Genomic DNA, 14,589 nt, shown 5'->3' with positions numbered 1-14,589 from the left:
TTATGCCTTTCGGATTTGGACTAATTTAATTATTTCATCTACAATTTGTTTTGTTGCTTCTGGCAGAGCCAACTGTTTTATGTTTTCACTAAGTTCTTTCTGTTTTTCCGGATCATTGACCAAGGACTCAAAAACAACACTAAATTGTGTGTCCAGTTGATTTTCTTTAAGCAGAATTGCTCCATTTTTATCTACTACAGCTTGCGCATTTTTAGTTTGATGGTCCTCTGCAACATTAGGCGAAGGGATAAAAATCACCGGTTTACCAACAATGCATAATTCCGAAACAGAAGATGCTCCTGCCCGGGAAATCACAAAATCTGCTGCTGCATATACTAAATCCATCCGGTCAATAAAAGAATGAATTTGTATGTTTTCATTTTCTTGACAATATTTATACTCCTCAAAATACAATTTCCCACATTGCCAGATCACTTGTACATTATGGGCTGAAAAAGTTAGAATTTCTTTAGCAATCAACTGATTTACTCTTCTTGCACCTAGACTTCCTCCTAATACCAAAAGCGTTTTTTTATTGGGATCTAAATCAAAATAGCGAACTGCCTCCGCTCTTTTACTGTCAATATCAATTAAATCCTGACGCACAGGATTTCCAGTCAAAATCATTTTTTCTTTCGGAAAAAATCGCTGTAAATTCTCGTAAGCCACACAAATCTTGTTGGCTCTTTTGCTTAACAATTTATTGGTAATTCCTGGAAAGGAATTTTGTTCCTGAATCAGTGTTGGAATTCCGCAAAGCGCTGCTATCTGTAACAACGGTCCACTGGCAAAACCACCTGTTCCTATTACTACATCTGGTTTAAATTGTTTGATTATAGTACGTGATTTCAATAAACTACTAATCAGTTTTATCGGAAAAAGAGTGTTATCAAAGGTGAATCGCCTTTGTAATCCTGCAATCCATAACCCTATTATTTTGTAGCCTGCCTGAGGTACTTTTTGCATTTCCATTTTATCTTTGGCCCCTACAAAAAGGAAATCAGCGTCCGGAAAACGAGTTTTCAATTCATTAGCAATAGCAATTGCCGGATAGATATGCCCACCCGTTCCACCTCCACTTAATATGAATTTATACTGTTCCATTTTCAATCAATTACTGCGTTATTGTGTTTTTATAAAACAACTTATTTATTTAAAACTGCCTGCAATGGATTTTTCGCTTTATCTTCAATAGAATAGGATTCCTCAACCACTGTTTCTTCTTCTAGTTCCCTATCGATTAATTTCTGAAGTGCTTCTTCCCTTTTGGCTGCTTCTTTCAATTCTTGTACGATCTCTTCTTCTTTTTTGGTCACACTAATAATGATTCCAAGGGCAAAACACGTCATCCAGATAGAACTTCCTCCGCTGCTAATCAAGGGTAATGTTTGTCCAGTGACCGGCAATAATTCTACAGCAACAGCCATGTTGACCATGGCCTGGAATATCATTGGAAAACCCAAACCTATGACGACTAATTTCCCAAAGAGCGTGGTGGCTTTGTGTGAGGCAATAACAAATCGGAACAACAACAATAAGTATAGTGTAAGCACGCCTAAACCTCCAATGAGCCCATATTCTTCTACAATAATTGCAAAAATAAAATCAGAAGAAGATTGTGGCAAAAAGTTCTTTTGAATGCTTTTCCCCGGACCTAATCCGTATATTTTTCCGGATGCAATTGCAATTTTCGCTTTTTCAATTTGGTAATCGTCTTCCTCTGGTTTATCTGTGGTAAAACTTTCAATTCTGTTTCCCCAAGTTCCTACCCTACTAAAAAATTTCGAATCAGGGAACGCTTTTGAAAGCAGAATAAAAAAGGCCAGAAATACAATTCCTGAACCCAGAATGACTGCAATGTATTTGATAGGATATTTTCCAATAAAAACCAACATCAATACCATCGAAAAAATCAATGCCGTTGTTGAGAAATTAGCTGGCAAAATAAACATTAAGGTAATGAATACCGGCGTCCAAAGCTCCCAAATAGAAGACTTAAAAGTAATAGGGACTTCTCTGGTTTTAGACAAGTACCGCGCTACAAAAATAAACAACACTATTGATGCCAATGTTGACGTTTGGAACGTGACCCCAATAAACGGAACCTGAATCCATCGACTGGCATTAGCGCCGGCAATAACTGTTCCTTTGATCAAGGTGTAGGCCAATAAAACCCAAACAACGGGCAATCCTACTTTAGAAATAGCCCGAAAATAATGATACGGTACTTTATGAACCCAGTAAATAATTAAAAAACCAATACAAATATGAGCCAAATGTTTGACTAAATAGCCCAATGTATTTCCGGTTCCCCGACCAAGATAGGCCAAGTTACTACTCGCACTAAAAACAGGCATAAAGGAAAACAAAGCCAATAAAGCCACGAATGACCAAATTACTCTATCTCCTTTCAAATTGTTTATTAGTTGCTTCATTTTTGGTTTTGGCTTTTTTTGGTTTTGGATTTTGGCGCTAAAACCTAGCACCTAGAACCTAAAACCTTTTTTCTATAAATTTCTAACGGCTAGTTTAAACTGATTTCCTCTGTCCTCATAATTTTCAAATAAATCAAAACTGGCACATGCCGGGGACAATAACACTACGTCTCCTTTTTCTGATACTCGTTGTGCCATTCTCACCGCATCATCCATACTGGACACTTCAATCATCATGTCAACCACATTCCCAAAAACATCAATTATCTTTTTATTATCCACACCAAGGCAGATAATCGCTTTAACTTTTTCACGCACTAAGGACATCAATTCATTGTAATCATTTCCTTTATCAACCCCGCCCACAATCCATACCGTAGGAGCATTCATACTGTCTAATGCAAAAAAAGTAGCGTTCACATTCGTTGCTTTAGAATCATTAATATACTGCACGTTTTGGATTTTAAAAACTTTTTCTAAACGGTGTTCTACTCCTTGAAAATTAGAAAGACTCTCCCGAATTGTAGCTTTTCTTATTTGCATTAATTTTGCCACAGAAGTTGCTGCCATTGCGTTTTTCATGTTATGTTTCCCTTCTAAAGCAATGTGTTCGGTGTCCATTGTAAACTCTTCCTGATTAATCTTTATTTCCATTTTGTTGTTTTGTATATAAGCTCCTTCGTTGAATGTTTTAGTCAATGAAAAAGGAATTAATTTCGCCTTTGTTGTGTGTGTTTTGAACCATTCATTGATGGCTTCGTCATCCGCATCATAAATGAGGTAATCCTCCTGAGTCTGATTCATCGTAATCCTGAATTTTGCGTCAATATAATTTTCATATTTATAATTATATCGATCCAGATGATCCGGGCTTATATTGGTAATTATGGCAATATGCGGTTTGAAATTTTCAATCCCGTCCAGCTGAAAACTACTCAATTCAAGCACATACAAATCATATTTATTATCAGCAACTTGCCAGGCAAAACTCTTTCCTATATTGCCCCCCAATCCTACATTTAGCCCTGCTGCTTTTAGCAAATGATGTGTCAGCATTGTAGTGGTGGTCTTTCCGTTACTCCCAGTTATCCCTATAATGGTAGCCTCAGTGTAAGGAGCAGCAAACTCAATTTCAGAAATTACCGAGATTCCTTTCTCCTTTAATTTTTTTACAATTGGAGAATTATCCGAAATTCCGGGACTTTTCATCACCACATCAGCATTCAAAATCAATTCTTCCGTATGCAGCTGCTCTTCCCAGGTTATTTCATTAATAAGAAGAACCTCTTTGTAATTCTCTTTTATCTTTCCAAAATCAGACACAAAAACATCATATCCTTTTTTCTTACCCAGAATAGCAGTGCCAACACCGCTTTCGCCTCCACCTAAAATTACTAGCCTCATGTTATCTTAATTTTAAAGTAACGATTGACAAAATGGCCAGCATGATGGCAACAATCCAAAACCGGGTCACAATTTTACTTTCGTGATAGCCCTTTTTCTGATAATGGTGATGCAAAGGCGACATTAAAAATATTCTTCGGCCTTCGCCAAAGCGTTTCTTGGTATACTTGAAATAACTGACCTGAAGAATCACAGATAAATTTTCGACAAGAAAAATTCCGCACAATAAAGGAATCAGCATTTCTTTACGGACTGCAATTGCCAGAACTGCAATAATTCCGCCTATTGTTAAACTTCCTGTATCACCCATAAAAACAGATGCCGGATACGAATTGTACCAAAGAAACCCGATTAACGATCCAACAAAAGCCGCAATAAAGACTGTCATTTCCCCTGAATTAGGGATATACATGATGTTCAGATAATTAGAGAAAATAATGTTTCCCGAAACAAACGTAAATATTCCCAGTGCTAATACTGAAATCGCGGATGTTCCTGCTGCCAAACCATCTATTCCATCAGTCAAATTAGCTCCATTAGAAACAGCGGTGATAATAAAAATAACAACCGGAATAAAAATCAACCAAGCCCATTTTTCATATCCTTCCCCAGTCCATGCTAATAGTTCCGCATAATCGAATTCATTATTTTTAAAAAAAGGAATCGTTGTTGCAGTTGATTTTTCTTCGAGCGGCGCTTGAAAAACTACATTTTCAGTAGAAGCCTTGAAAACATTGGCTTTACCAATATCCGTTCTCACTGTAACCCCGGCATGAAAATACAAGACGGTTCCCACAATGAGACCTAAACCCACTTGACCAACAACCTTAAATATTCCTTTTAATCCTTGTTTGTCTCTTTTAAAAATTTTAATATAATCATCTATAAAACCAATAGTCCCCATCCAAAGCGTGGTAACAATCAATAACACAATGTAGATATTATGCAATTTTGCAAATAATAATACCGGTACCAGCGTAGCAAAAATAATGATTAATCCACCCATGGTCGGCGTCCCCGCTTTTTCGTTCTGACCAGCTAAACCAAGCTCTCGCACGGTTTCACCCACTTGCTGTCTTTGCAAAAAGCGAATTATAATTTTTCCGTAAATTGTTGATAACAACAACGAAAGCATCAATGCTAATGCAGATCTAAAAGTGATGTACTGAAAAACACCGGTTCCCGGAACGTCAAGTGTTTTGTCTAAATATTCAAATAAATAGTATAGCATATCTCTTTGTTTATTTGGTTTATCTTTTTTTGGTTATTTGGTTAATCGGTTATTTGGATATTCCCATAAACAAATAAACAGTTACTCCGGTTAAACTTTTATTTTCCCAGTTGGCCTAGTGTTTTTTTAACTATTTCCATGTCATCAAAATCAAGGCGAATTCCATTTATTTCCTGATACGTCTCATGCCCTTTTCCAGCAATTAAAATAATATCGTTGGGCTGTGCCAATTGACATGCGGTTTTTATGGCTTGCTTTCTATCGGTTATTGACAGCACTTTTTTATAGTTTTGAGCGGCTACACCGTGTTCCATTTCGGTGATAATCACTTCCGGATTTTCATTTCTTGGATTATCCGAAGTGAAAATTGCTGTATCACTCCATTCAGCGGCAATTCCGGCCATAATAGGGCGCTTGCTTTTGTCTCTATTACCACCGCACCCCACAACGGTGATCAACTGTTCATTTTTGGTGCGAATGTCATTGATGGTTTTTAGTACATTTTCTAAAGCATCCGGCGTATGGGCATAATCTACAATAGCGGTAATATTTGAAGCAGAAACAATAAATTGGAAACGTCCCGAAACACTTTCTAAATCCGACAATAAACGAAGTACTTCCAGACTTTCCATTCCTAATTCGACTGCCGCTCCATAAATAGCTACTAAATTATACGCATTAAATGTTCCTATCAGCTTAACCCAAACTTCATTTCCGTTTATTTTCAACAACAAACCGGACAATTGATTTTCCAGGATTTGCGCTTTATAATCCGCATACGATTTTAAGGCATACGTACATTTTTTGGCTGTTGTATTTTGTAACATTACTTGCCCATTTTTATCATCAATATTCGATAATGCGAAGGCAGTTTTAGGCAAATTATCAAAGAAGGCCTTTTTTACATCTCTATATTCTGCAAACGTTGGATGATAATCCAAATGATCATGAGACAAATTAGTAAAAATACCCCCTACAAAATGCAAGGCTTCGGTTCTTTTTTGGTGAATACCATGAGAACTGACTTCCATAAAACAATAGTCGACTCCATTTTTGACCATTTCATTCAAATAGTAATTTATAGTAATCGAATCCGGAGTCGTGTGTGTGGCTTTATATTCAATATCATCAACTAAAATTTTAACTGTTGAGAGCAATCCCACTTTAAACCCTGCCTTTTTAAACAATTGATACAACAAAGAAGCAATTGTGGTTTTCCCGTTTGTTCCTGTAATTCCAACCAATTTCAGGTTCTTAGAAGGATCCCCAAAATAATTAGAGGCCATAAATGCCAAGGCTGAATTCGTATCTTTTACCTGAACGTACGTAATTCCTTTTTCAATAATTTCCGGAAATGTGTCACAAATCACCGCAACTGCTCCTAATGCGATTGCTTTTCCTATAAAATCATGACCGTCTGATATTGACCCACGAATTGCTACAAAAACATCGTTAGACTCAATTTTTCTAGAATCGAAATCTATTTTGCTTACAGCAATATCCGTCGAACCCATTACGGCTTCAATGGCTACTTTGTATAATATGTCTTTTAGTATACTCATGATAATTCCAATAGTATCGTTGTGTTTTTTAGAATATTTTGACCTGCTTCAAGCGACTGTTTTTTCACTTTTCCAACTCCTACGACCTTTACTTTGACTCCCAAATTTCCTAATAAAGCAACAGCATCCATTCCTGGCATTCCTTTTACATTGGGTATAAACTGTTGTTTGTTCTGAGATTTCACAAAATAAGAATCATAATTATTTTCTTGTTTTGGTATCTTTCTATCTAAATTTTTAATTTCATTTGTCGAAGGGGCATCGGTAAATATTTTTTGTGCGATTCTCTTAAAAACGGGCCCAGCCACATCCGCACCGTAATAATTATTTAGCGCTGTACTTGGTTTATGCACCACAACTATACAAGAATACATTGGTTTGTCTGCCGGGAAGTAGCCCACAAAAGACGACGCATAATATTTTCCAGTTCCTCCAGCCTTTCCGTAATTCACCGCCGCTGTTCCTGTTTTTCCTGCCATCGAAAAATCTTTTGAATATAATTTAGAAGCCGTTCCTTTTTTGACAACATTTGCCAGAACTGCCCTTAATTTGGAAATAGTTTGTGGGGAACAAATTCTTGGATTCAAAACTTCTTTCTCATATTTTTTGATGGTTCTGTTCCATTCTTTTATTTCAGAAACAAATTGAGGCTTTACCATTTCCCCATCATTGGCAACCGCATTATAAAATGCCAGTGTCTGCATGGGAGTTATGTGGACTCCATATCCAAAAGCCATCCAAGGAAGCGAAATGTTTGACCAGTTTTTATCGCCTGGCTGAGGGATATAAGGCACGCCCTCCCCTTTGATGGAGAGTCCTAAAGTTTTGTTTAATCCAAAATCATTAAGATGATTGACAAATTGCGACGGGTTATTTTTGTACGCTTCATACACCGCCTGAACCATGATGGTATTAGACGAAAGTTCAAAACCTCTTGCTAAAGAAATTTTTCCATAACCGCCTTTGTGGGAATCACGCACTTTTTTACCTGAATATACAACGACGCCTCCTTTGCTATCATAAACAGAACTGGTATCCGCTTTTTTATCTTCCAGAAGTGCCATCAAATCCGCTAATTTATAGGTAGAACCCGGTTCATGAGACTCCGCTACTGCGTAATTAGTGGTTTCGTAGTACGTTCCGTCTTTTGCTCTTCCTAAATTAGAAATTGCTTTCACATGACCCGTTTTAGTTTCCATAACCACTACAGAACCATGATCTGCCTGATACAATTCCAACTGTTTAAGCAAAGCATGATGTGCGATATCCTGAATATAAACATCAATTGTTGATATAACATCATAGCCGTCCTGAGGGTCTACTTCATTAACATCACGTATGGGTTTCCACTGTCCCTTGGCTATTTTCTGTTTTAATATTTTACCGTCTTTACCATTTAGATAGTTCCTAAAAGCCCATTCGATTCCTTTTCCATCCAGCGATTGCCCGTTTGATGTTCGCTCATACCCTACAGTACGTTCTGCAATTTTTCCAATAGGATGCTCTCTTATGGTTTCCTGTTCTACAATAATTCCTCCTTTATAAGCACCAAGATTAAATAAAGGAAACCCTTTGATTCTAACATATTCTGTATAACTTAAATCTCGGGCCACTAAATAATATCTGTTTTTATTGCCCCGGGCTTTTCTTAATTCATTTTCAAAATAATTTGCTGATTTCCCTAACAATAGAGCCAAAGAGTCTGATAATGGTTTCACATTCTTCTCAAATAATTCTGTTTTTGAAGCAAGTGCATCAAAGCGTATTTCATAATTTGGAATTGATGTAGCCAAAAGACTTCCATCAGCAGAATAAATATTCCCCTTATTGGCCGGAATAATAAAATTTTTAACGGTTCTTTGTTTGGCTAATTTTCTATAATAATCACCCTCTACCCATTGAATATTTGTTAATTTTACGGCTATCGCGATCGCCATCAGGAAAATTCCAAATGCGACCAGATAAATTCTGTAGGATATGTATTTATCTTCTACTGCCATAATTTTTTAAAGAAGCTTTTATCTTCTTCTTTTTTAACTTTTATTTTAATTGGCGGAACTGTTGAAGGAAAGATTTCTTTTTCTATCATTTTTTCAGAAACCGTTGATTCCATTTTTAATTTCATTAACTCAGACCGCCGATCTACAAATTCGGAACGCAACTCTTTAACCCGTCCGGTGAGCTCCGTAATTTTAAATACTTTTTGCTCAAATCGCTGAGTATTTGCAATCATAACAATAGCTAACAAAAGGATAAAAACAATGAACCGCCAGTTTTTGACAGCATCATCATCAATAAGAAACTTCGCTTTCAATATGCTATACACTCCGTTTTTCATTTGTCCTCTCCCCGACCCCCTCCAAAGGAGAGGGAGCCGAGATATTAAAAGTTAATATTTATTTTTCCTGTTTGGCTCCTCCCTTTTGGGGAGGCCGGGTGGGGATTATATTTTTTCAGCAATTCTTAATTTTGCGCTTCGCGCTCTGTTATTTGCTTTTATTTCTTCGGCATTCGGAACTGTTAGTTTACCAATGGTTTTAAAAGGAACAGAAAAGTTACCAAAAAAATCTCTTTCCGGCTCTCCTTCGAACATTCCGTTTTTGATAAATCTTTTTACCAATCTGTCTTCTAAGGAATGATAGGATATTACACTTAATCTCCCTGCTGGATTTAATATTTCCAGAGATTGCTCTAAAAACTCTTTCAAAACATCCATTTCCTGATTTACCTCAATTCGAATGGCCTGATATATTTGGGCTAATATTTTATTTCGAACTCTTTCCGGTAAATATCGCGCCAAAACGGCTTTCAACTCATCTGTTGTTTTGATTGGTTGCAGCTCTCTTGCCTCTACAATTGTTCTTGCCAAAACAGGAGCATTTTTCAATTCGCCATAATCCAAAAACACTCTTTTTAGATTTGCTTCATCATATTCATTGACCACTTTATAGGCATTCAAATCATTTTTTTGACTCATTCGCATATCCAGATCGGCATCAAAACGAGTCGAAAACCCTCTTTCCGGAACATCAAACTGATGCGATGAAACACCTAAATCTGCTAAGATACCATCCACACTTTTCACACCGTAAAAACGCAAGAACCGCTTTACAAAACGAAAATTCTCGTTAATCAGCGTAAATCTTTCGTCCGGCAAAGCATTTGCTAATGCATCTTCGTCCTGATCAAAAGCAAACAACTTTCCATCCGGCCCTAGCCTTTTCAAAATTTCTTTTGAATGACCGCCACCCCCAAAAGTGACATCAACATAAATGCCATCTGGCTTAATATTTAAACCATCTACTGATGCCTGAAGCAAAACCGGATTATGATATTCCATCGTCGTTGTCATTTATATTTCCCATTACTTCCTCTGCTAAATCTGCAAAATCAACATCTTCCCCATTTATTGATTTTTCATACCATTCTTTATCCCAAATTTCCACAATGTTTACGGCTGACGAAAACACTACCTCTTTTGTAATACTGGCAAAAACTACTAAATCTTTAGGTACCAATAATCGTCCTAATGCATCGATCTCAACCACTTTTACGCCTGCAGTAAACCTGCGGATGAAGTCATTGTTTTTCTTTACAAATCGATTGAGTTTATTGATTTTTTGCATCATTACATTCCACTCCTCCATGGGATATAACTCCAGACAGGGCTGAAAAACGGAACGCTTCAAAACAAATCCGTTTTGAAGTGAAGGTGCCAATTGCTTTTTCAAAGGCGCCGGCAACAGCACCCTTCCTTTAGCATCAACTTTACATTCATATGTTCCAATAATTGTATCCAAGAAAAAATATTAAATGATGTTGAGCAAAAATATAAAAAATATTACCACTATCTACCACTATACCCCACTTTGTTAATAAGTTTAACCACTTTCAAACAAAAACCCTTACTTTTTGGACAATCAGGCCATTAACCCATTCTGCTTAATTTGTAAGAAAGAGATCGTTATAGAAAAAAGACTGCCAAAACCAATGAAATTTAATTTTTTTGATGTAAAAATAAAAGGCATTTACATAGAAATTTGTTGCTAAATCCTAAAAAAAAATAACTAAATTTTATCTAAAGTGGGATAATTTTACAATTAAAAATTGTTCTAAAAATCCATTTTTATTTATTAAATCCTATATTTGTCAAAATTGAAAATCCGCATTTACAAAAAATGGAAAAACACTACAAAAAAGAAGGCAGATACAGCTATTATGAAGCTGGTGAAGGAACTCCAATCGTAATCTTACACGGACTTATGGGGGGACTTAGCAACTTTGATACCGTTGCCAGCTACTTTTCTACAAGAGGATATAAAATAATTATTCCAGATTTACCGATATATACTCAAAATATTTTAAAAACTAACGTGAAAAGTTTTGCAAAATATGTCAAGGATTTCATCACTTTTAAAGGATTAGATCGTGTTATCCTTTTAGGAAATTCACTTGGTGGCCATATTGCATTGTACCACACTAAAATGTATCCTGAAAAAGTAGCCGGTCTTGTAATAACCGGAAGTTCAGGTCTTTATGAAAGTGCCATGGGCGATAGCTACCCAAAAAGGGGGGACTATGAATACATTAAGAAAAAAGCAGAAGATGTATTTTATGATCCAAAAGTTGCGACTAAAGAACTTATAGACGAAGTCTACGAGTCTGTTAACGACCGCATGAAATTGATCAAAACACTGACTATTGCAAAAAGTGCCATTCGCCATAATATGGCAAAAGATTTACCTAAAATGCATGTTCAAACCTGTCTTATTTGGGGGAAAAATGACAAAGTCACCCCTCCAGATGTAGCAGAAGAGTTCAATAAATTATTACCTAATTCTACTTTATATTGGATCGATAACTGCGGTCATGCGGCCATGATGGAACATCCGGAGGAATTCAATCGCTTACTTGAGGAGTGGCTTACAAACACTCATTTATCCGTACACAAATCGTAAAAGGAGAATTTTATACCTAGCAAAAATGAAAATTAATACCGCCGAATTTGTTATTAGCAACTCTGATGTGGCAAAATGTCCAAAAGACTTTTTACCGGAATATGCTTTTATAGGTCGATCAAATGTAGGAAAATCCTCTTTGATAAATATGCTGACCAACCAAAAAAAATTAGCTAAAACATCCGGCAGACCAGGGAAAACCCAATTGATTAATCATTTTTTAATTAACAGCAATTGGTTTCTTGTCGATCTACCCGGTTATGGATATGCTAAAGTTTCTAAAAAAACAAAATCTATTTTTCAAGAATTCATCACTGATTATTTTGAGACCAGAGAGCAACTTGTTTGTGCTTTTGTTTTGATTGATATTCGTCACGAAGCACAAACTATCGACATTGAATTCATGTCGTATATGGGTGAAAGCGAAATTCCTTTTTGTATAGTTTTCACGAAAGCGGACAAAATCAGCAAGGTAAAAATAGACTCTCACGTAGCCGCTTATAAAAAGAAAATGTTTGCGAATAACTGGGCCGAAATGCCGCATTACTTTGTCACATCAGCGACTGAATCTACCGGAAAAGAGGACGTATTAAATTACATTGAAGAAGTAAATCAGGAAGTTTTTAAAAACAACAGCCAGTTTTAGAAAACAATCTAAGAGCATTGCAATAAAATCCCAAAACTACACTTTAGTCTTGGGATTTTTTTTTGCAAAACAACACAAAAATTTACTTTGTGAGTTCCAATTTTTCAGCAAAATAATCGCAAAAATCTTTCATCGTATCCGCCATTTTTTCATCATCAGTAGCACGCTTGAAAGTTTCAGACATTGCTACTAAAGTCTGGTGAAAGAAAATTTTCATTTCATCTACCGGCATTTCCTTCGTCCACAAATCAATGCGCATACTTTCTTTTGCTTTGCTATCCCAAATAGACAACATTATTGCTTTGGCTTCCTCCAGCTCAACTCCGCCATCTTTAGCGGTCCACATTAATTTTTCCGGAACCTTATTTTCATCTAATTCGATTAGAAACTTAATTTCTGAGGTGTGTGTATTTGACATTACTTTTTAGGTTTGTATTTTGATTGTTTAAATATTTCTTTCGCATCTTTTTTTAACAGATCTGCAATACCTGCGTCCTTATTATTCATATAGGATCGCACTATTTGCCAACCGATCCAGGCACCAACCCGGCCTGGAGATTCATTGTCTATTTCCAGATAAAACTTAGAAAATGGTGCTGGATTTATAAATCGTGGAATTAACTTTTGATCGTTACTGTAAAGTAATTCTTTCTCAATAAAATAACGCCACATGTAACTTTCATTTTCTTGACACCATAATAATTGCTCTGGCGTATACCCTATTTTTTCGGCTTCTGTATACTTTGGCAAAAGCAAGTCTTTTAAATACAATTGTTTTCCACAATAAATCATCTGACTCAGCAAATCCTTATCTAAAACAGGAGGAATTTTACGTGTTGAAAAACTCGAAACTACATCTGGTGCAATCTGTCTTTGTTCAAAATTTTGTTTTAAATAATTGGGAAACTGATAAAATTTATGGTCTTTCCCTAAATACAATTCAAGTGAGATAATAACCAGACTGTCTGCATAAATGGCTTTATTATTATAGTCCATCTCAGCAATTACGGTAATCACTTTTGGTATTTTTGTTTCAGGAAAATAGTATTTAATATGCTTAAGCACACCTTCTAATTCTTCTTTTACCGGTTCAATATCAGCATATTTTTTTTGTACTTCCGTATATAATTCTCTCCAGATTGGATCCTGCATTTTATTCAGCCAAACGCTGTTGTCATTTCCTGGAGGAAAAAAGAAAGGAAACTCTTTTTTTATTTTCTCTAAGTCTTTTGGTGGCGTTTCAAAAAATATTATATCAAATCGTTCTAATTTTACTTGTACAGGAATTGCAGCAATAGTATTCTCTACTTTACTTTTCTTATCACATGACAAAAAAAAGAGGCAAAAGACGAGGGACAACAGATCTATTTTCATAATTATTAATTAAATTTGTTACCACAGAATTTAAGGAAACCCATCTGCAACTAATTTAGTGTGCAAATATACATTCCTACTTTTTAAAACGTAAACTATTATGACTAAAAAAAGGGCACTACCCGTCGAAAAAATAAATACTCTTATTGTAAATTGGTTAAAAACATATGCTGAAAATGCTAAAGTGAACGGATTTGTTATTGGGATTTCAGGGGGAGTTGATTCAGCGGTAACCTCTACACTATGCGCCCAGACCGGACTGCAGGTTTTATGTATTGAAATGCCCATCCATCAAGCGCAAAGCCATGTAACAAGAGGCCGGGAACATATCGAACAATTAAAAAAAAGATTCCCTAACGTAACTAGCGTGGAAGCTGATTTGACATCTGTTTTTGAGAGTTTCAAAAAAATAGTGCCCGGTAATCATTCAGATATTTCTAAAGTAAACCTATCCCTGGCTAACACCCGAGCTCGCTTAAGAATGACCACATTGTATTATTTTGCAGGCATTCATTGTTTATTAGTTGCCGGAACGGGAAATAAAGTAGAGGATTTTGGCGTTGGTTTTTATACTAAATATGGCGATGGAGGTGTTGATTTAAGCCCTATTGCCGACTTAATGAAGTCAGAAGTCTATCTTTTAGGCAACTATTTAAAAATTCCAGATTCTATTTTGAAAGCACCGCCCACCGACGGATTATTTGGAGATGAAAGAACCGATGAAGATCAATTAGGCGCCAGCTATAATGAGCTAGAGTGGGCAATGGCAGAAGATCACGCTGGAAAATCAATCGAAAATTTTACCGGAAGAGACAAAATTGTTTTTGAAATCTACAAACGATTAAACACTAATAATCAACATAAAATGACCGCAATACCAGTTTGTTTTATCCCAAAAGATTAAAGAAATGATATTTTATATTGATTTACAATTAATTACAGAATTTATTTATTAATTTTACATTTCCAATAATAAATA

The 14,589-nt window shown here is 35.9% G+C and carries 14 protein-coding genes; 3 read left to right on the top strand and 11 right to left on the bottom strand.

Annotation, left to right across the window (positions count from 1 at the left end):
- The 9 genes from murG to mraZ form a co-directional block, all read right to left on the bottom strand.
- Window positions 1-1,104 (bottom strand): undecaprenyldiphospho-muramoylpentapeptide beta-N-acetylglucosaminyltransferase, encoded by a 1,104-nt coding sequence (gene murG / locus EKL98_RS13175; RefSeq protein ID WP_126562847.1) that lies wholly within the window; start codon window positions 1,102-1,104, stop codon window positions 1-3.
- A 41-nt stretch (window positions 1,105-1,145) separates the two neighbouring features.
- Window positions 1,146-2,435 carry an FtsW/RodA/SpoVE family cell cycle protein gene (locus EKL98_RS13170; RefSeq protein WP_126461726.1) on the bottom strand — a complete coding sequence of 430 codons (1,290 nt, stop codon included), beginning with the start codon at window positions 2,433-2,435 and terminating at the stop codon, window positions 1,146-1,148.
- Window positions 2,436-2,507: 72 nt separating this feature from the next.
- A complete protein-coding gene (gene murD / locus EKL98_RS13165; protein ID WP_126461723.1) occupies window positions 2,508-3,839 on the bottom strand; it encodes a UDP-N-acetylmuramoyl-L-alanine--D-glutamate ligase in 1,332 nt (443 codons plus the stop codon).
- Between the two features lies 1 nt (window position 3,840).
- Window positions 3,841-5,070, bottom strand: coding sequence for a phospho-N-acetylmuramoyl-pentapeptide-transferase (mraY, locus tag EKL98_RS13160; RefSeq protein WP_126461720.1), 1,230 nt, complete (start codon window positions 5,068-5,070; stop codon window positions 3,841-3,843).
- A gap of 98 nt (window positions 5,071-5,168) precedes the next feature.
- The gene (locus EKL98_RS13155) at window positions 5,169-6,632 is read right to left on the bottom strand and encodes a UDP-N-acetylmuramoyl-L-alanyl-D-glutamate--2,6-diaminopimelate ligase (protein WP_126562846.1); all 1,464 of its coding nucleotides are present in this window, start codon (window positions 6,630-6,632) and stop codon (window positions 5,169-5,171) included.
- Window positions 6,629-8,632: a peptidoglycan D,D-transpeptidase FtsI family protein gene (locus EKL98_RS13150; protein WP_126461714.1), complete on the bottom strand. Its 2,004-nt coding sequence runs from the start codon at window positions 8,630-8,632 to the stop codon at window positions 6,629-6,631. The genes EKL98_RS13155 and EKL98_RS13150 overlap by 4 nt, the downstream gene beginning before the upstream one ends.
- Window positions 8,623-8,970, bottom strand: coding sequence for an FtsL-like putative cell division protein (locus tag EKL98_RS13145; RefSeq protein WP_126452681.1), 348 nt, complete (start codon window positions 8,968-8,970; stop codon window positions 8,623-8,625). Before EKL98_RS13145 ends, EKL98_RS13150 begins: the two co-directional genes overlap by 10 nt.
- A gap of 105 nt (window positions 8,971-9,075) precedes the next feature.
- Window positions 9,076-9,984, bottom strand: a complete 909-nt coding sequence (rsmH, locus tag EKL98_RS13140) for a 16S rRNA (cytosine(1402)-N(4))-methyltransferase RsmH (protein WP_197037212.1) — start codon at window positions 9,982-9,984, stop codon at window positions 9,076-9,078.
- A complete protein-coding gene (gene mraZ, locus EKL98_RS13135) occupies window positions 9,959-10,432 on the bottom strand; it encodes a division/cell wall cluster transcriptional repressor MraZ (protein ID WP_126562845.1) in 474 nt (157 codons plus the stop codon). Before mraZ ends, rsmH begins: the two co-directional genes overlap by 26 nt.
- Before the next feature lie 378 nt (window positions 10,433-10,810).
- Between mraZ and EKL98_RS13130 the strand changes: the two genes are divergently transcribed.
- Together EKL98_RS13130 and yihA are read left to right on the top strand one after the other, a co-directional pair.
- Window positions 10,811-11,590: an alpha/beta fold hydrolase gene (locus EKL98_RS13130; RefSeq protein WP_126461705.1), complete on the top strand. Its 780-nt coding sequence runs from the start codon at window positions 10,811-10,813 to the stop codon at window positions 11,588-11,590.
- Window positions 11,591-11,615: 25 nt separating this feature from the next.
- Window positions 11,616-12,236 carry a ribosome biogenesis GTP-binding protein YihA/YsxC gene (gene yihA, locus EKL98_RS13125; RefSeq protein WP_126461702.1) on the top strand — a complete coding sequence of 207 codons (621 nt, stop codon included), beginning with the start codon at window positions 11,616-11,618 and terminating at the stop codon, window positions 12,234-12,236.
- A gap of 82 nt (window positions 12,237-12,318) precedes the next feature.
- Here yihA and gldC read toward each other — a convergent pair whose 3' ends face one another.
- Together gldC and gldB are read right to left on the bottom strand one after the other, a co-directional pair.
- Window positions 12,319-12,654, bottom strand: a complete 336-nt coding sequence (gldC, locus tag EKL98_RS13120) for a gliding motility protein GldC (RefSeq protein WP_126452671.1) — start codon at window positions 12,652-12,654, stop codon at window positions 12,319-12,321.
- A complete protein-coding gene (gldB, locus tag EKL98_RS13115; RefSeq protein WP_126461699.1) occupies window positions 12,654-13,610 on the bottom strand; it encodes a gliding motility lipoprotein GldB in 957 nt (318 codons plus the stop codon). The genes gldC and gldB overlap by 1 nt, the downstream gene beginning before the upstream one ends.
- A 100-nt stretch (window positions 13,611-13,710) precedes the next feature.
- Here gldB and nadE point away from each other — a divergent pair, with 100 nt between their 5' ends.
- The gene (nadE, locus tag EKL98_RS13110) at window positions 13,711-14,514 is read left to right on the top strand and encodes an NAD(+) synthase (protein ID WP_126461696.1); all 804 of its coding nucleotides are present in this window, start codon (window positions 13,711-13,713) and stop codon (window positions 14,512-14,514) included.
- The last annotated feature ends 75 nt before the right edge of the window (window positions 14,515-14,589 follow it).

The organism is Flavobacterium bomense, assembly GCF_003970355.1.
This window is presented reverse-complemented; position numbering and strand designations above follow the sequence as displayed.

Bases quoted from the DNA above. Each gene is read 5' to 3' on its own strand.
- murG (WP_126562847.1), bottom strand. From the start codon at position 1,104: ATGGAACAGTATAAATTCATATTAAGTGGAGGTGGAACGGGTGGGCAT.
- EKL98_RS13170 (WP_126461726.1), bottom strand. From the start codon at position 2,435: ATGAAGCAACTAATAAACAATTTGAAAGGAGATAGAGTAATTTGGTCA.
- murD (WP_126461723.1), bottom strand. From the start codon at position 3,839: ATGAGGCTAGTAATTTTAGGTGGAGGCGAAAGCGGTGTTGGCACTGCT.
- mraY (WP_126461720.1), bottom strand. From the start codon at position 5,070: ATGCTATACTATTTATTTGAATATTTAGACAAAACACTTGACGTTCCG.
- EKL98_RS13155 (WP_126562846.1), bottom strand. From the start codon at position 6,632: ATGAGTATACTAAAAGACATATTATACAAAGTAGCCATTGAAGCCGTA.
- EKL98_RS13150 (WP_126461714.1), bottom strand. From the start codon at position 8,632: ATGGCAGTAGAAGATAAATACATATCCTACAGAATTTATCTGGTCGCA.
- EKL98_RS13145 (WP_126452681.1), bottom strand. From the start codon at position 8,970: ATGAAAAACGGAGTGTATAGCATATTGAAAGCGAAGTTTCTTATTGAT.
- rsmH (WP_197037212.1), bottom strand. From the start codon at position 9,984: ATGACAACGACGATGGAATATCATAATCCGGTTTTGCTTCAGGCATCA.
- EKL98_RS13130 (WP_126461705.1), top strand. From the start codon at position 10,811: ATGGAAAAACACTACAAAAAAGAAGGCAGATACAGCTATTATGAAGCT.
- yihA (WP_126461702.1), top strand. From the start codon at position 11,616: ATGAAAATTAATACCGCCGAATTTGTTATTAGCAACTCTGATGTGGCA.
- gldC (WP_126452671.1), bottom strand. From the start codon at position 12,654: ATGTCAAATACACACACCTCAGAAATTAAGTTTCTAATCGAATTAGAT.
- gldB (WP_126461699.1), bottom strand. From the start codon at position 13,610: ATGAAAATAGATCTGTTGTCCCTCGTCTTTTGCCTCTTTTTTTTGTCA.
- nadE (WP_126461696.1), top strand. From the start codon at position 13,711: ATGACTAAAAAAAGGGCACTACCCGTCGAAAAAATAAATACTCTTATT.